Here is a 16,764-nt window from a genome sequence, read left to right on the forward strand (position 1 = left end):
CGACACACCTGACAACCGAGATCTGGTTCACTCCACTCGATCCATATGCATATCCGCAGAGCGACACCCGACGACTACGACGCCGTCTGCGAACTGACGAGCGACATCTGGACGGACCGCGGCGGTGACTACCTCCCCGACATCTACCACGACTGGCTCGAGGACGAACCCGGACAGGGCAAGAAAACCTTCCTCGCGGAAATCGACGGCGACCTCGCGGGAATCGTCCAGGCCATCATGCTCTCGCCCGACGAAGCTTGGTTCCAGAGCCTGCGCGTCTCGTCGGACTACCGCCGACAGGGTGTCAGCCAGCGCCTTAACGAGGAACTGTTCGCGTGGGCGCGCGAACAGGGCGCGACGGTCGGGCGCGCGATGATCTTCTCGTGGAACACGGCCTCCTTTGCCGCCTCGCGCTCGAGTGGCTTCGACCCGCTCACGGAGTTTCGATTCGCCCACGTCGAGCCCGACGCCGACGCCGCGGTGCCGGACTCGCGGTCGATCAGCTACGACCCCGCAGCCGCGTGGCGCTACTGGACCCACAGCGACGTCCGTACGGAACTCGCGGGGCTGGCGCTCGACTCTGACGAATCCTGGGCGCTCTCCGAACTCACGCAGGCCGATCTCGAGCGGTTCGCCAACGAGACAACTGTCTTCGCGGTCGAAGGCGACGACGGGCTTGCAGGAATGAGCTATCGCGTCCGGACGTTCGACCGCGAGGACGACGACGGCGACCGCGTCCGCTGGGCCGAGTACGGCGTCGGTGCCTGGGACGATGTTGACTCCGCTCGCGCCCTGTTTGGGGCGATTGCCCGCGATGCTGCTGCGCTCGAGGCGGATCGAACGCGCGTACTACTCCCCGAGACGGCACGGTACGTCACTGACTCGGCTTATGCGGGTGGGCGAGTCGCTGACGAGCCGGATTTCGTGCTCGGGGTCGATCTGACGAACCGCTAATCAGCGCCGTTCAACCGAACCGCCACTAACCGGCGGAAACAGCGCGAGTTCGTCTCCGTCCTCGAGTTCCGTCTCGAGGCCGTCTTCTTCGACCAGTACGTTCGTTCCGTTTCGCAAGACGTTGATCTGGGTTCGCAGCTCTTCGCCGTCTTCCTCGAGGACACGCTCTGCGAGTGCCGGGCGATCCGCGAGCAGTTCCTCGAGGGCGTCGCCGACGGTGTCGCCGGCGCTGGCGTCGACGCGAACGTGTTTCTCGCCGGCGCGTTCGGCGAGATCGGCGAACAGTTTCCACTCGGTAGGCATAGGTGGCGGTATCGGTGCCGAGGGCAAGTAGCTACCGTTTGCCACGTCTGGCGTGCGAACCAGGATGACGCCGCCGAAGTCGGAGGCGTTTAATCCGTCGACGGCTGCAAGGGGAGTATGGTCGGCGAGGCAATCTTCGAGCGGTTGCCAGACAACTGGAAGCGACTGGTGACCGTCCGCGTCGCGATTGCGCTCGCGTTGCTCGTTGCGCTGTTGTCGGTCGTCACGGGCGTCCTCAACATCAGCCAAGAGGCTGCCGATTTCGGGCCACTCGCTGGTTCCGTTCCCGACTCCGTTCAGCAGGCGGTCGGCTTTACGGGCGCGCTGACCGGCTTTCTGATGGTCGCCAGCGCACTCGCCTTGCGCCGCGGGCTGCGGGCCGGCTGGTGGGCAACGCTGATCCTGTTGCCGGTGACGGCGATCCAGGGACTCCTCCAACTCAACCGGTACTCGCTCCCGCTGATCGCACTCTCGCTGCTCTCGATTCCGTTCTTGCTGTTCACCCGCAACCGATTCGATCAGGAACTCTCACTGTCGACGACCCAACTCGCGGCCGGCGGCGCGCTCGTCGGCGTCCAGGCCTACGGCACCTTCGGCGCGTACGCCTTGCGCGAAGATTTTGACGGCATCGAGAACGTGCTCGACGCCTTTTACTTTACGTTGATCACCTCGAGTACGGTGGGCTACGGCGATATCGGCCCGACGAGTCCAGAGGCAATCTTGTTCACGATGTCCGTCGTGGTCCTCGGCGTGGCGAGTTTCGGTATCGCCATCGGGGCGCTCGTCGGCCCCGCGATTCAGGCACGCATTACGAAGACACTCGGAAAAATGACCGATTCAGAACTCGAACTCCTCGACAATCACGTCATGGTCCTCGGCTACGGGGACCTGACCGAACCGATAGTCACCGAACTCCACACCGCGGATACCCAGTTCGTCGTTGTCACGGACGACGATTCGGCGGCGGACGAACTGTCGGATCGTGATATCCGTGTTCTCACCGCTGATCCGAGCAACGAAGCGCCCCTCAAGCGCGCGAAAATCGAGAACGCGCGGGCCGTCCTCGTCGCCACGGACAACGACGCCGAAGACGCCCTCGCCGTCTTGACCGCCCGGCAACTCCGGCCGGATATCCGCATCGTCACCGCCGCAACTGACCGCCAGAACACGCGCAAACTCGAGCGCGCAGGCGCTGACGACGTCATCAGTCTCGCGGAACTGGGCGGGCACCTGCTCGTGCGCTCTGCGCTCGGGTCGGACGAGTCGCCCGTGGTGTCACAGTTACTCGGCGAAGATGAGTGACTACTCCGGTGCGCCCTCGAGAATCGCGACTCCGCTTGAGGCCCCAATTCGTTCGGCTCCGGCCTCGAGCATGGCGAGTGCGTCGTCGTAGCTGCCAATCCCGCCGCTTGCTTTGACTGGTAGATACTCGCTCATCAGTTCGACGTCCGCGAGCGTTGCGCCCCCATCCGCAAAGCCGGTCGAGGTTTTCACCATCGCCGCGTCAGCGTCGACAGCGGCCTCGCAGGCGCGGTGTTTCTCTTCGTCGGTGAGGAGTGCGGTCTCGATGATGACTTTCACGGGAATCGGGACCGCAGCGACGAGTTCGGCGAGTTCGGCCTGGACGGCGTCGTCGTCGCCGGCTTGCAGTCGCCCGACGTTGATGACCACGTCGAGTTCGTCCGCGCCGGCTTTCCACGCGAGGACGCCCTCACGGCGTTTCACGTCGTGATCGTTCTGTCCGTGCGGGAAGCCGATTACGGTCGCGAGGGTCACGTCGGGAGTGTATTCAGTTGCCTCCTCGAGTGCGTACGGTGGAATACAGGCGTTCATCCCGTACTCGTCGGCGGCCTCGAGAACTGTCCGGATGTCTTCGGGTGTCGTTTCCGGCCCGAGCACGGTGTGGTCGATCAGCGGCGCGAGGTCGGTGCGATCCATACCGGACGGACTCGGTGAACGGGCAAAAACCCGCCCGGTTCTCAACGGGGTCACCACTCGAGGGCGAGATCCACTCTGGCAGCCCAGGGTTGGCGTTCGACAGCCTGCGTTGTGCATCAGTAATCGGAAAGTGTTAGTCAGTGGTCCCAACCAGTAGGAACATGGTAGTTCCAGAGGGGTTCGTGCTTCCGCCATGGTATCTCCTCGTTCCGCTGCTCGTTGTACTCGGGGGGGTACTCGCGCTGCTGTGGACACTTGAGCCGCCGGTGACCGACCGGACGGTAATCGCGTTCGCGCCATGGATGATGTTTGGGTCGACGTTACACGTCTTGCACCGTCTCGAGGCCTATCCGGATAGTATCGAGGTGTTGTTCGCCTCGCCGAGTGTGTACTTGCTCACGGCGACTGTCGCCGGGCTGGTCTGGATCGTCGGGATCTTTCTCTACGCCGGCGGGTTGCAATCGTCGATTGAACGTGTCGTTGGAATCGTTGGTACCGGCTTCTTCGCTGTGTTCGCGATGATTGCGGTGGTAGACGGTTGGGAGGCAGGCACGTTCGAGCCGTTCTTCCCAGTCATCTCCGTCGTCATCGCTGGTATCGTCACCGCGTTGGCGTGGCTCGCACTTGGCCTGTGGTTTACTGACGTGGCCGCGACAACGAGTCTGACTGGCGTGCTCGTCGTCTTCGGCCACGCCTTAGACGGCGTTTCGACAGCAATCGGGTTCGATCTGCTTGGTGCACACGAAGAAGTTCCCGTCTCGCGGCTGATTCTCGAGGCGGGCGAAGCGTTGCCGACAGCGGAGTACATCGGCGGCGGCTGGCTGTTCGTGCTGGTCAAAGTCGCTCTCGCGGTGGTCATCCTTGGCCTGTTCAAGGAGTACGTCGAGGAGGCACCGCGACAGGCTCGGACCATCCTCGCGCTCATCGCAGCGGTCGGATTAGGGCCGGGCGTCCACAACGTCTTGCTGTTCATGGTTGGCTAAACTTTTTGTGCCAGCCCACGATCATTCGCTGAATGGGTACGGTGCTTACAGCCGGTCACGTCAACTGGGACGTGACACTTCATGTCGACAGATTCCCCGAAGCAGACGGTGAGGCAGCGATATACGAGCAGCATCGCTCGGGGGGCGGCAGCGCAGCCAACGTCGCGGCCGCACTCGCCGGCCTCGAGGTCGACGTTGGCCTGATCGGGAGCGTCGGCGACGACGAAAACGGCCTGCTCGCTCGGCGCGATCTCGAGGCGGCAGGCGTCTCACTCGAGGGGCTGCGGGTGGTTGACGGCGCGAATACGGCGGTGAAATACCTACTCGTCGACGACGACGGTGAGGTCGCTGTCCTCGGAAACGACGGGGTCAACGAGTCCGTGGGTCCGGACGAGATCGACGAGCGCCGAGTCCGCGACGCGGATCACGTTCATCTGACGAGTCAGCGCCCGGACACTGCGGCGGCGATTGCAACGATGGCGAGCGACGGCGGCGCAACCGTCAGTTTCGACCCCGGCCGCCGGATCGGTGACCGAGACTACAGCGAGGCGCTATCTGTTGCTGACATTGTCTTCGCGAACGACCGCGAGCGCGCAGCCTTGCTCGAGGACGAGTACGCTGGCTCGGCGTTCGATGATCGGATCGTCGTCATCAAACACGGCGCGGACGGTGCTGCCGTGCATACGCCGACCGAGACGTACACGCACGCGGGCTTCGATATTGAGGCCGTCGACACGGTCGGCTCGGGCGATGCGTTCGCCGCCGGGTTCATCGCTCGACTTGTTGATGGTGCCGATTTCGAGGCTGCCCTCGAGTATGCAAACGCTTGCGGGGCGTTGACGGCGAGCGAGCAGGGAGCACGAACGGCACCCGACGCCCAGACAGTTGCGCGATTCCTCGGGTTACGCTCGAATTCGTAAGCGACGTGTGGACTCGAGTCGCGATGGCTCCCTCTCGAGTTCGTTCGCGAGTGACGAGCGCCGATACGTTGGGTTCGTTCTCACCGGGTGGTGTCTGACGGTACTTATATGGGCGACGCCGTTGGTCACTCAGATAGACAGTCACGGAGACGTGACGGTGAGTGAGATATGACGGAACGAAAGATCTGCGAACCCTACGGTAGCCAGCACGGTCGAACGACGACGTACGACCGGCCAGCGGGGGAGTCGCCAAGTATCGCTGTCGCGACGGCGTTGGCACGATACAATGACGAGGACGTCACTGCTGCGAGCACACAATTGTACGATTACGTCGATCCGGAAGCCCTCGATGCGCTGTTCGAACCGACCCGGTCTGGTGTTGATCGCGCCGTTCACGTTGTCGAATTCGATGTCGACGGCGCGACGGTTTCGGTTACTCCGGACCACGTCGAAATAACGTCACAGTAACGTCGACATCCCGCCTGCAAGTGGGGTATCGCAATCACAACGGGGTGGTCCGACACCGGTTCACCCTGTTTCAGTCGGACTGCTGTTTGTGTCCCGCCTCAGTCGGCAGACGTCTCGAGTACGGCAGTGCTGACTGAGAGGCGACCATCAAGTCTCGAATCCTTTTTCTCGTCACCAGCGGAACGCGCAGGTATGGGAACGCAACCACACCTGCTCGTCGAGGAGGGAGACCTGACCGATATCGCGCTCATTCCGGGAGATCCCGGCCGTGTCGACCGCATCGCACAGCACTGTGACGAGAGCGAAACTATCGCCGAGAACCGCGAGTACAAGGTCGTCAACGCCACCTACGAGGGTCGCGAGCTGACGATCTGTTCGACCGGCATCGGCTGTCCATCCGCAGCGATTGCCCTCGAGGAACTGGCAAACGTCGGCGTCGAGACGTTCATCCGCGTTGGGACGACCGGCGCGCTCCAGTCCGATATCGAAATCGGCGACATGGTCGTCGCAACCGGCGCGGCGAAAAACGAGGGCACCTCGAAGCGCTACGAGGACGTCGAGTATCCCGCCGTTCCGGATTATCACGTTCTCTCGGAACTGGTCGACGCTGCGGAAGCCAACGACGAAGATGTCCAGATCGGTCCCATCGCGTCCGACGATGCCTACTACGCGGAAACCGACGAGTACGTCGCTGACTGGGAAGCCGCCGGCATGCTCGCCGTCGAGATGGAAGCCGCTGCGGTCTTTACGCTCGCACGACGCAAGGGACTGCGCGCCGGCGCGATCTGTACCGTCGACGGCAATCTCGTCGAAGGGACGCAGAAAGGTACCGACACCGAAGACGACGAACTGCCCGAAAAAGCAAAGAACAACGTCGGCCGCGCAATCGACATCGCACTCGAGGCGACGACGGAGCTATAGTAGCCACTGTAAGTCAATGCACACCTGATCGCACGACAGCTGTGCGATCAGTGTGTAACTAGTTGCAGTTGTTACTATATAATCCGCTCTCTCGGTGCGTTACGGGCGCACTGACCAGGGATCGAAGACGACCGAGTACACCACGACGCCGAGGAAGATGGTGACGTAGTAGGCGGTGATCGACAATTCGGCGAGTCGAAAGACGACCGTCACTGTGGTGATCCAGACGACGATTGCCATGATATCGACAAGCAGCCGGATACCGATCTCTCTGAGCCGCTCGCGGGAGAATAGAGCGGAGTCCGTGGCCATACGCGAGGGTCAACGCTCCGTGTTGTAAAGGTGTGTGTCGGCGTTGTCGCGGTCTGGCAGACCTGCTGGCCACCAGCTCATTTCAGAAGTGAAGTCCATACTCCTCGAGTAAGTGGTGGGCCGCAGTTCCCCAGGTAAAGTCCGAACTGGGCCACCAGGTTCGGGCGTTGTTGATGCCGCCGACAAGGATGGAGTCGTCCGGGTTTTCGGGATCGGGATGGAAGTTTACGGAGCCGCTGTCTCCGTCGGTCAGGGCGTCTTCGTCGCCCCAGATGAGTTGGCCAGGTTTACAGACCGCGCCGGAGTAACACGTCATCGCGTTGACGCCCTTGATTTCGCCGCTCGTTCGGTCCGAAATCGCCCCCAGTTTCTCGAGGGTGCCGTCACGGGCCATGAGATCTGCCAGACCGAGGCGGGTATACTGGCCGGTCACCTGTGATGGCTCTGCGCGTTCGATTTCGGAGACTGGCTGGTAACCGTCGACAGGTTCGACCCGGACAATGTCTGCGAGCGGATAGCCCTGAGCCACCTGGCCGATCTGGTATTCGGTATCGTTGTGAGTGAGAAACAGTGGCTCCGAGCGGTGTTCGTCCTCCAGCGTCCCTTCCTCGTCGTACACGTGATTCGACGTTGCGAAGTATCGCTCGCCCGTCTCGGCGTCGAACATCGCCGGCGTCAGTGTCCCTGATCCGGAATCAGTATCACAGCGGACCCCACCGGGAATGTGTTCGGGATCGTGCTCGGCAAGTTGATACGCCGACTCGTACTCGCCGTCGCTCTGTGGCTGCGGCGGAATCTCCTCGAGCACCGTGATATCGAACGGAAACTCGACAATACTCTCGAGTGTTGACTGGACGGTTTCGTCGGTCGTCTGGACTGAGACCGACGCCTGCGGGCTATCGTAGCTCCCGGGAACGACGAACGACGAGACCAGCGGCTCGAGGCCAGTTTCCTGGATGGCCGCCTGTGCGTCGAACGCCAGTCTAAGACTCTCGTGCCAGGCGACCGGCACATCTTTGGTTCGCTCCTCGAGGGTGTCCGCGTCCGGGTCGGGGCGGGCCAGCGCGTACGTGATCGACCCGAGGTCAGCATTGGTGGCGTAGTTCGCTGCGCCGAGTCCCCAGACGAACCCTGCGGCGATGCCAGTATTGACGCCGGTTCGGAGTACTGTTCGGCGACTCACTCGAGACCGAAGTCCTGACTCCTCGGCTGTGTCAGCCGTCCGATTGTCGTTCGACACGTCGGTATGTGGTAGGGCATACGCGGTTAAATGCGTTCGAGTTGCGTATCCGTGCCCGAGAACTTCGCGCCAATTGTCGTGCGTTATTGTGGGCTATTCGGTTCGCCCCGAAGTTCCGTTGCAACCGTGCCAGCACAGTCTGTCAGTGTCTCTGTCGTCGCGGAGGCGTCCTGCAGCGTGCCGTTGATCGCCTGAAATCGCCCTTCCATCGAGTCGACATCGGTGTTGGTCGCTTCACCCTCGGTGCTTTCAGCCGACACTCCACACGTCGGACACTCGTCCGTCGTGGTTTCTTCCGTCGACTCGAGACAGCCGGGACAGCGGCCGATTGCCGATGGAACGCCCTCGCAGTGGCTGACGATCTGTCGGAGTTCGTCCTGCAGTTTTCGGGCGGCTTCGACGAGTTCGGCAAGTGGTTCGCCAACGCCGGGCTCGAGTGCGGTCTCGTCGACAGCGGCCAGCCGCTCGAGTCTCGAGGGGACGGAGTCGATTGCGAGCAGGACCTCGCGTCGTGCCTGGCGATACTCCGATTCGGCGTCAGTCTGACTCTCATCGTCGTCGCCAGCAGTCTCGAGGGTCGCGGGAAGCGAGGTCGCGATGGATGCGAACGAAGCGACCGCCGAGACGGTCACACCCTGTCGCTGGGTCAGTTCGCGTGCAAGTGTAAAGAGCGTCTCATCGTCGGGTCGCTCACCGCTCGTGGCTGGCCCACCCTGTAACGAGGTGAAACACGGCTCACAGACGGTGACGAGAGAACTCCCGTGAACGTCACCCTCGAGCGAAATGTCACCAACGGGGTAGCATCGGAGGTCGGCTGTCGCCGCGTCGTCGTCACTGGTACTGTCGGTCGCCCCACACCGGCGACACGTGTGGTCGTCTCGGTCGAACACGGCACGTCTGTCACCGTGCCAGTCGCGGGAAGTCACGGGCGAGCGAAGACAGCGCGACGACAAAAACGCACCGGCTGTCGGCGACGACTGCTGGACTGGTGCCTGTCCGTCACGGCCGCAGCGTGTCCGCTTCCCCGTCGATATCGACGGCTTCCGTCCGCTCTGGCGTCCCGTACTCGAGTGTCGGACTCGAGCCGGCTGGAATCCCATTGTACTCCTCGAGAAAAGAAACAATGCCGTCGGGACCGCCGAAATCGCCCTGGTATCGCCGGAATAGCCGTGGAATGGTGACCGTGTCCGTGTCGGGGTCGTACTCGGTGTTCTCTTCGACGTACCACTCGACGGCGATGTCGAGTTCTTCGTCGACGTCGGCTGGCGAATAGACGGCAATCGGGGGGCAGTTTTCGGCCCCCTGGCTCAACGCAAAGTGAATCCGCGGGTCACACTCGGGTAGGCGAAACTGCCGTTCGAACGACGATGGGAACAGCCGTGGGACATAGCCCAGTCCCCACGGGTGTTTCGACCGCCGGAGAAGGCCGTGTTCGATATCGTTGAGGCTCAGCCACCGGCCTGCAATTGGCACGCGATCACGGGTTCGGAACTTCCAGCGCTCGAGTCGGCTGCCACCGGGCGACTCCGACTCGGACTCGAGGCGCAACTGGACGGAGGCGTTGTAGCAGTTGAGCCAGAACGCGAGTTTCGCCTCGCGGCTGGACAGTGCACGGGCTACCTGTGCGCGCTCGAGGGTGGCGAGTCGGTCACACAGCTCGCCGGGAGTGCCGCCTGCCGTCGTCACCACATAGAGGAGATCGGCCGACAGCGAGACGGGATCGAGCTGAGTCGACATTCGTGTGCCGGTTTGTCAACCACTCCCTTGAAGCCGTGTGGCGGATCGAAGCGACTGTCGCGTCATGGAACATGTCTGGGTCGGTTTTATCGGTTACACCGTTGATAGCTATCCTGTGAATCGATCCAGGGGCTATCTGCTCGTGCTCATCGCGCTCTTTGCGTACTTCTCGTGGCAACTGGTCACGCCCTTCTTCCAGTACGTCCTTGCAGCGGTGTTGCTCGCGTTCGTCCTCACGCCGCTCCAGCGCCGTCTCGAGGCGTACATCTCGCCGACACTGGCGGCGTTTTCCCTGCTCATACTGGCGCTGCTTGGCTTTATTATCCCGTTCGTCATCGTCGCCGCTGTCATCGCCGACGACGCCGCAGCGATGCTCGAGTCGGCCGATCCTGAGGATCTCGAGGTCGCTGCCATCGAAGACTGGATCGCAGACGAGACCGGCTTCGATGTTGACATCGTCGGCTCACTCGTCGACTCCGCCGAGCAGATCGGCTCGGTCCTCCTCGAGCAGACGACGGCGTGGTTCAGCGTCTTCACGCACGCGTTGCTCGGCCTCGGACTGGCGCTCTTTTTGCTCTACTACCTGCTCAAAGACGGCGACGTGCTCCTCGAGTGGCTTCACGAGCGGACGCCCCTGCCCGATGACGTGCAGGACGACCTCTACAGTGAACTCAACGACGTGATGTGGGCCGTCCTGGCGGGTCACGTTATGATCGCAGTCGTCCAGGGGCTGATCGCCGGACTCGGCCTGTTTGCGACGGGGATTCCGAACGCCACCTTCTGGACGTTCGTGATGATCATCCTCGCGTTGATCCCGCTGATCGGCGCGTTCTTGGTCTGGGGGCCGGCCGTCGCCTACCTGTTCGTCAGCGGCGAGCCGATCCTGGCGATTGCCCTGCTGGTCTACAGCGCCGTCGTCGTCGGGGTCTCCGACGACTATCTCCGCCCCATCGTCGTCGACCGCTACGCCGAACTCAGTCCGGGCATCATCATCCTCGGCGTCCTCGGCGGTATCTACGCCTTCGGCGTCATGGGCCTGTTCTTCGGCCCCGTCTTACTCGGCGCACTGGTCACGACGCTCGAGGTGTACGACGAACACTACGAGCGACTCGGCACCCATGACGAAAATGTCGAACAGAGTTGATCGATTCGGCGGGATGCTCGCTCAGTGACGGTCCATGTGTGGAACAGATATACAGTTCTCGTAACATATACTAGTAGTAATGAATCGGCGGAAAATACTTGCAGGCATTGGAAGCGGCGTTGCTGTCTCTCTGTGTGGGTGCCTCAACCGCGGTACATCTTCGACGCGTGAGCAAGCGGTTGAGCCGAAGGAGTATCCGGAAATTCCCGATCCGCTCTCGAGCGAGACTGTCGTCGACTTCGCGAGCGACTATATGGAAGTCGAACTCCACAATTCGCGACTCACTGACGAGACAACAAGTCTGGGCCTTGGCTGTACCTCGTATCTGCATCGAGACACTGACGAGGGATTCTACGTTCTCGCAAACTGTGAAGGATCACAGACGTATGATCACGACGGAGACGAATCGAGTAGCCAGCTAGCGTTTTTCTCCTCTCCGATATTTATCACGGCCCAAACTGTTGTCACCGTCGACCGTGATCGCTCAGCAGTCGGCCGCGACCCGAGCGATCCTGCTGCCACAGCGCACGAATTCCAACTCGTGAATTTCGATGAGACTGCTCACGAGGTGGCCGTCGAAATCTCGAGGCGTGAAGAACCTGCTCCAGAAGCGGTATACAGTGAGACACAGTCGGTCGATGCGGAAACCGCACTCACTGCAGAATACGATATCGACGACCCAGGTGTGTACGAGTATACGATCACACTCGAGGACGGAACCGACACAACTGACGAGTGGGAGTATGCTCCCGGCGATCAACCGGTTGCAATCAGTATGTACGTCTCGCCAGAACGGACACTCGAGGTCGCAGCGATTTCTGAGTCACTGTTTTGAGACGCACAGTCGTCTCGAGTACTGAGGTGTCCTCTCACTCACACTCTCACTTCATTCTGAGACGTAGCAGTGCAGCAGTTCACATGGAACAAAAGCCTTCACGTTGGATTGACTACACGTACTATGAACCGTCGGACCGTCTTCACTACCGGAGGTGTGGGTACTGTTCTTGGAATTATCGGCTGTCTCGACGACGGAGACAGCGAGAACTCCACTACGAGTACGGACAACTGGACTCCTACCCTGACCGTTCCAGAAGTAACACTCGAGCAGGGCGGCGACACGACGGTAACGCTCGAGGCAACCGATGTCGCGGGGGTCCACGTCTCTGCAGTTCCGCACACGACGGCGATCACGGTTGCCTACGACTCGAGCGACGCGTCGCCGTCGCCCGACCGAATCGTGGATACGCTGCCGCTGCACTTGTATTGGGATTCGCGCGAGGACGTTGTCGTTGACGTACACATCGATGCCTCCGAGGATGTCGATCCTGGCGAGTACCAGTTCGCTGTCACCGTGTTCGATCAGGACGGCGAGAATCGCGAGGACAGCACAGAAGAGTCGCGGATTACGATTGTCGAATAATCTGAGTCCACTTCGAAGAGGATCGTTCCCATGAAGTCGTCTGCGCCGCAGTTCTTAATAAAGTAATTATACAACAATTATTAACAGCAAGTCTACTTATAAAAATTTATGTGAAATGAAGGGAGTTTCTATTTGTTATGAATGATGGAAGAACATTCCTAGCATCTAAATTATGAGCGAGACAGATTCACCTTATAAGACGGACCTTCGTGCGATTCGATCCGCCATTATCGCCTTGACACTTGCAGTTCTAGCAACCGCACTTATTCTTGACGGTGATGCGTTTGGTTTAGCACTGTTTGCGGTAAGTCTACTTGTGTGCCTTCATGCCTTTATAACTCCAATTATCAGTGGATAGTCTGTTTCACGCGTTCGAAGCGTACGACATCTCCACCGATGATGACACGACGGTCGCGGTAAGTCATTTCCGGTGCAGCAATCCGTATCAGTCGTCCGCTGGCACCGGCTCCTCGTCTGTCAGCAGCGGCGTGCCGTCGGCTTTCGGCCCTAACTGCGGCCCAAAGGGCGGGTCGTCGGGGTCGATGACGCGGCGTTTCTCGTAATCGGTCGAGCGTTCGACCGGAACCCGACCAATCGAGGTAATCATCTCGACGTAGTCCGCAAAGGAGCGAAACTCGCCGTAGCCCCCGCCCGCACGTTTGGTAATCTCCTCGGAGAGAATCGTCCCCATGAAGTCGTCTGCGCCGCAGTTTAACATCTTCAGGCCCTGCTCGTCGCCGTACTTGACCCACGAGGACTGGATGTGGTCGATATTGTCGAGGAAGAGCCTCGAGACGGCGATCAAGAGTTCGTCCTCGTCGGTGCTTGCGCCGCCCGAGACCACGTCGTGTTCGTACAGCGGCGTGTTCTGGTGGACGAACGACAGGGGAACGAACTCCGTAATTGCGCCGTCGACGCGCTCTTGCAGGTCGCGCACGCGTTTCAGGTGCATGGCACGGTGGGCCTCGTTGTCGACGTGGCCGTACATGATCGTCGCCGTCAGTCCAAGGCCGACGTTCGCGGCGGCTTCCATCGCCTCGAGCCAGTCGTCGGTACCGATCTTGCCGGGACAGATCACGTCCCGGACCTCGTCGACGAGGATTTCGGCGGCGGTGCCGGGAACCGTATCGAGTCCGGCCTCCTTCAGCCGTCCGTAGACGTCCTCGTAGGACCAGTCCGTGCCGCGTTTGGCGTGGTAGCCTTCCTCGGGCGTCATCGAGTGGACGTGGACGCCGTCGACGCTCATCGCCGCCATCTGCTCGACGTAGGTCCCGGGACTCGTCTCGTAGACCTCCGCCGGTTTGTAGTTCACCGCCTTCGGGTCGGGGTGTGCCTCGAGAATCTCTCGATGTTCCTCGTCCAGCGCGAACGCGGGGTGTAGTCCGGAGACCGAGCAGACCTCGTAAATCCCTCGCTCGGCCGCGTCGGCGACGATTTCTTGGGATTCAGCGGGCGTTTTGGTGAACCCGGCAGTCTCGACTGCGGCGTCTTCCTCGAACGTGTGTGCGGAGTCCTTGAAATTACAGAACAGACAGCCCACGTTACACGCGGTCGTCACGTTGTTGTTCAGATTCGCGGTGAAGGTGACCTCCTCGCCAACCTCCTCGGCGCGCCGGCGGTCTGCTGCCTCGAGCACCTGCTCTTTGCGCTGGCGGTCAATCCCATCGACATCGAGTCCGGTCGTCAGCAGGGCAATCGCGTCTGCAACGGTCAGGCGCTCGCCGTCTCGTGCCTTCTCGAGTGCGTTTTCGAACGATTGGTCGCTCTCGCTGTCGGGTGTGTACTCGAACGTGAGGTCGGCCTCGGTCACCGGTCGCTCCATCGAGGTAACGATGCGGACACAGTGAGAAAAGGGTGCTGATCGCAGCAGCGTAGGTCTTGTACCGATGACGCGACGGCGTGGCTGGTCCGGTCGCCGCCTCAGTCGTCGCCGCTCCCGTCGCCTTTCAGGACGAGGTCTGCGTCGTCGGGATCGGCCTCGTCGGTCGTGTCACCGTCGTACTCGAGGGTCCGGCCGTCACTCGAGTCGTCGACTGTGCCTGATTGGTCTCCATCGTCGGCTGCACTGCCTTCGCTGACCGCAAAGGCCTCGAGCGAGGTGCTTAACTCCTCGGCCATCTCGGTCAGGGAGTTGGCACCGGCAGCGACATCGGAGACGGTTGCAGCCTGTTCTTCGGCGGCTGCGGCGACGGTTTCGGTTTCGCTTTTTGTTTCCTCGCTGATCTCGGTGGCTTCGTCGACCATCGTCACCACGCGCTCGCTGGCGCGGGCTTGCTCGCCCGTTGCGTCGTTGATCGACTGCACGCCGGCGTTTGCCTCCTCGACCTGTTCGGTAATCGCGTCGATTGCTTCGATGCCGTCGTCGACCACGTCAGCGCCTTCGTCGACCTGCTCGCGCATGCGCTCGATTTCGTCGACGGTTTCGTCGACGGCAGCCTCGACGTTGCTGATCAACGCGTCGACCTCCTGTGTCGCGTCGCCGGTTTCCTCAGCGAGCGATTTGACCTCGCTTGCGACGACTGCGAAGCCATCGCCTTCCTCACCGGCGCTTGCGGCCTCGATGGAGGCATTGAGCGCGAGCAGGTTCGTCTGATCGGCAATGTCGTCGATCAGATCGACAATTTCGCGAATGTCGCCCATCTCGCTGTCTAACTGTTCGACCTGCGTCGTAATCGCTTCCGCTCGGTCCTCAAGGTGATCCATCTCGGCGCGAATCTCGCCGGTCGCCTCGCCTGCCTGCTCGGCGCGGTCGGCGGCGGTATCGGAGACGTTCGCCACGTCGTCGGCGGTCGAGGCAATTTCTTCGACAGTTGCGGAGAGATCGTTCATCTCGCCGTAGACGTTCTGGAAGCGGTCGCTCTGTTCTGCGGTTGCCGTTGCAATCTCCTCTGCAGAGCGACTCACGTCGTTACTCGCCGTTTCGATCTCTGCGACCTGGCCCGTGACCTGACCGCTGATCTGATCGACATCGTCCGCGAGTTCCTGAATGTCGACAATCGTGCGTTCGAGATCCTCGAGCATGCCGTTGAAGGCCGTTGCGATCTCCGCGAGGGCCTCGTTGTCGACGTCGTCGTCGAGTCGCTGCGTGAAGTCGCCGTCTGCGGCCTCGCCCATGACCTCGGCGAACTCGGCAGCGGTCGTCTCGAGGCGTTCGGCGAGTGCTTCGGCCTCTTCGCGGGCTGCTGCGGCCTCGTCTTTCGAGGCCTCGGCTTCGGCTTTCGAGGCTTCGATATCCTGGATGTAGCTCTCGAGGTCGGCTTGCATCCGCTGGAGCGAGCCGCCGAGTTGACCTGGGACATCCTCCTTGAGGGCACTGTCGTCGAACTCTTGGCGGGCGATTGCGTCCGCCTGATTGGCCGCGGTCTCGAGGTACGTCTGAATCGAGGCGAATGACCCTCGGACTTGCCCAACCTCGTCGATCCGCCCGTCATCGATAATTTCGATATCGGTTTCGCCGTTCGACAGTCGTTCTGCATCGTCTGCGACGCTGTCGAGGGCGTGTGCGGTCGAGCGGCCAATCGTTGCCCCGATGATGAGGAATCCAAGTAGCGCGATGGCGATGACGGCCCCAAGCGACTCGATGACGTCATCGAGGAGTGCGTACGTATTCGACTGTGGCGCGTGGGTGACAAGCGCCCAGTCGGTGTTTGGAATCTGTGCGGAGGCAACGACCTCGTCGGTGTCATCGAGGTCCATTGCCGCCGAGCCATCGAGTCCACCCTCGAGGACGGCCTCGCTCTCGGCGTGTTCGTACGTTGAGAGAATGTGTTCGCGGTCATCGGCGAACATCATCTCGTTGCTGCCACCGTCGACGACGGTCGTCTGACTGTCGTCGATGTGGTTTCTGAAGTAGTTGGACCGATCTTCGATTGAGTTGATGATCATGACGGCGTGGTCCGTGTCATCAACTGGACTGAACAGTGCAATCGAGTGTTCGCCTTCGTACTCGAACGTGTCGGAGTAGGTCGAATCAACCTGGGAAATGTAGATGTCGTCGTACTCGAACTCCGAAACGGAGTATTCGTCACTTATCACGTGTAGATTGAGATCGTAGTCCGTGACATCCTGATCGACCATGTCACTGTCTGTACTGACGGCAATCGTGTCGTCCTCGAGATCGACGTAGTGTATCGCCTGGACAGTACTGTCCATTGTATGGTATCTGTTATTCAGGCCTGTCCTGATCTCGTGATCTGTGCCATCAGTGTAGGGCACATCAGCATCAGCAGCGAGCATTTCAACGTCCTGCTGTTGCATATACATCCAATCGCCAATCTCTTGGGCTTCGATCTCGGCCGTCAACTCCATCTCGTTCTGGGCATTATCCGAGATCTGATTCGAGATATCAATGTAGGAAACGCCCGCCACAGCGAGTGTTGCAACCAACACCAGTGCGATGACGAGGGCGAACTTCGCCACGTAAC

17 protein-coding genes are annotated in these 16,764 nt (G+C 61.0%); 9 read left to right on the top strand and 8 right to left on the bottom strand.

Features of this window, described 5'->3' with window-relative positions; translation table 11 throughout:
• Positions 1-45 precede the first annotated feature (45 nt).
• Positions 46-954: a GNAT family N-acetyltransferase gene (locus tag B2G88_RS15000; RefSeq protein WP_087715214.1), complete on the top strand. Its 909-nt coding sequence runs from the start codon at positions 46-48 to the stop codon at positions 952-954.
• Here B2G88_RS15000 and B2G88_RS15005 read toward each other — a convergent pair whose 3' ends face one another.
• The gene (locus tag B2G88_RS15005; protein ID WP_054863007.1) at positions 955-1,257 is read right to left on the bottom strand and encodes a ubiquitin-like small modifier protein 1; all 303 of its coding nucleotides are present in this window, start codon (positions 1,255-1,257) and stop codon (positions 955-957) included.
• Between the two features lie 117 nt (positions 1,258-1,374).
• Between B2G88_RS15005 and B2G88_RS15010 the strand changes: the two genes are divergently transcribed.
• Positions 1,375-2,559, top strand: a complete 1,185-nt coding sequence (locus tag B2G88_RS15010) for an NAD-binding protein (protein WP_087715215.1) — start codon at positions 1,375-1,377, stop codon at positions 2,557-2,559.
• On the opposite strand, the gene deoC is transcribed toward B2G88_RS15010, so the two are convergent.
• Positions 2,560-3,195 (bottom strand): deoxyribose-phosphate aldolase, encoded by a 636-nt coding sequence (deoC, locus tag B2G88_RS15015; protein WP_054863006.1) that lies wholly within the window; start codon positions 3,193-3,195, stop codon positions 2,560-2,562.
• 161 nt (positions 3,196-3,356) lie between these two features.
• Here deoC and B2G88_RS15020 point away from each other — a divergent pair, with 161 nt between their 5' ends.
• The 4 genes from B2G88_RS15020 (at position 3,357) to B2G88_RS15035 (ending at position 6,487) form a co-directional block, all read left to right on the top strand.
• Positions 3,357-4,178: a DUF63 family protein gene (locus B2G88_RS15020; protein ID WP_087715216.1), complete on the top strand. Its 822-nt coding sequence runs from the start codon at positions 3,357-3,359 to the stop codon at positions 4,176-4,178.
• Between the two features lie 32 nt (positions 4,179-4,210).
• Positions 4,211-5,098 carry a carbohydrate kinase family protein gene (locus B2G88_RS15025; protein WP_054863005.1) on the top strand — a complete coding sequence of 296 codons (888 nt, stop codon included), beginning with the start codon at positions 4,211-4,213 and terminating at the stop codon, positions 5,096-5,098.
• A 168-nt stretch (positions 5,099-5,266) separates the two neighbouring features.
• Positions 5,267-5,566 (top strand): HalOD1 output domain-containing protein, encoded by a 300-nt coding sequence (locus B2G88_RS15030; protein ID WP_087715217.1) that lies wholly within the window; start codon positions 5,267-5,269, stop codon positions 5,564-5,566.
• A 192-nt stretch (positions 5,567-5,758) separates the two neighbouring features.
• On the top strand, positions 5,759-6,487 hold the full coding sequence (locus tag B2G88_RS15035) for a nucleoside phosphorylase (RefSeq protein WP_087715218.1): 729 nt from the start codon (positions 5,759-5,761) through the stop codon (positions 6,485-6,487).
• Positions 6,488-6,586: 99 nt separating this feature from the next.
• Here B2G88_RS15035 and B2G88_RS15040 read toward each other — a convergent pair whose 3' ends face one another.
• The 4 genes from B2G88_RS15040 to B2G88_RS15055 all read right to left on the bottom strand — a co-directional run bounded on the left by B2G88_RS15040 (position 6,587) and on the right by B2G88_RS15055 (position 9,776).
• Complete coding sequence (locus B2G88_RS15040) at positions 6,587-6,799, bottom strand: hypothetical protein (protein ID WP_054863004.1); 213 nt, start codon at positions 6,797-6,799, stop codon at positions 6,587-6,589.
• Between the two features lie 82 nt (positions 6,800-6,881).
• Positions 6,882-8,039 (bottom strand): hypothetical protein, encoded by a 1,158-nt coding sequence (locus B2G88_RS15045; RefSeq protein ID WP_054863003.1) that lies wholly within the window; start codon positions 8,037-8,039, stop codon positions 6,882-6,884.
• 83 nt (positions 8,040-8,122) lie between these two features.
• Entirely contained in the window at positions 8,123-8,965 is an 843-nt protein-coding gene (locus B2G88_RS15050) for an HNH endonuclease (RefSeq protein WP_054863002.1), read from the bottom strand.
• Between the two features lie 73 nt (positions 8,966-9,038).
• Entirely contained in the window at positions 9,039-9,776 is a 738-nt protein-coding gene (locus tag B2G88_RS15055) for a DUF547 domain-containing protein (RefSeq protein ID WP_087715219.1), read from the bottom strand.
• A gap of 115 nt (positions 9,777-9,891) precedes the next feature.
• Here B2G88_RS15055 and B2G88_RS15060 point away from each other — a divergent pair, with 115 nt between their 5' ends.
• The 3 genes from B2G88_RS15060 to B2G88_RS15070 all read left to right on the top strand — a co-directional run bounded on the left by B2G88_RS15060 (position 9,892) and on the right by B2G88_RS15070 (position 12,340).
• On the top strand, positions 9,892-10,920 hold the full coding sequence (locus B2G88_RS15060) for an AI-2E family transporter (protein ID WP_087715380.1): 1,029 nt from the start codon (positions 9,892-9,894) through the stop codon (positions 10,918-10,920).
• A gap of 79 nt (positions 10,921-10,999) precedes the next feature.
• Positions 11,000-11,755: a hypothetical protein gene (locus tag B2G88_RS15065; RefSeq protein WP_054863001.1), complete on the top strand. Its 756-nt coding sequence runs from the start codon at positions 11,000-11,002 to the stop codon at positions 11,753-11,755.
• A 123-nt stretch (positions 11,756-11,878) separates the two neighbouring features.
• Positions 11,879-12,340: a hypothetical protein gene (locus B2G88_RS15070; RefSeq protein WP_054863000.1), complete on the top strand. Its 462-nt coding sequence runs from the start codon at positions 11,879-11,881 to the stop codon at positions 12,338-12,340.
• A 445-nt stretch (positions 12,341-12,785) separates the two neighbouring features.
• On the opposite strand, the gene cofH is transcribed toward B2G88_RS15070, so the two are convergent.
• Together cofH and B2G88_RS15080 are read right to left on the bottom strand one after the other, a co-directional pair.
• Entirely contained in the window at positions 12,786-14,162 is a 1,377-nt protein-coding gene (gene cofH / locus B2G88_RS15075) for a 7,8-didemethyl-8-hydroxy-5-deazariboflavin synthase subunit CofH (RefSeq protein WP_054862999.1), read from the bottom strand.
• Between the two features lie 98 nt (positions 14,163-14,260).
• The gene (locus tag B2G88_RS15080) at positions 14,261-16,759 is read right to left on the bottom strand and encodes a methyl-accepting chemotaxis protein (RefSeq protein WP_245835410.1); all 2,499 of its coding nucleotides are present in this window, start codon (positions 16,757-16,759) and stop codon (positions 14,261-14,263) included.
• Positions 16,760-16,764 lie beyond the last annotated feature (5 nt).

It is taken from the genome of Natronolimnobius baerhuensis, assembly GCF_002177135.1.
Taxonomy (GTDB): domain Archaea; phylum Halobacteriota; class Halobacteria; order Halobacteriales; family Natrialbaceae; genus Natronolimnobius; species Natronolimnobius baerhuensis.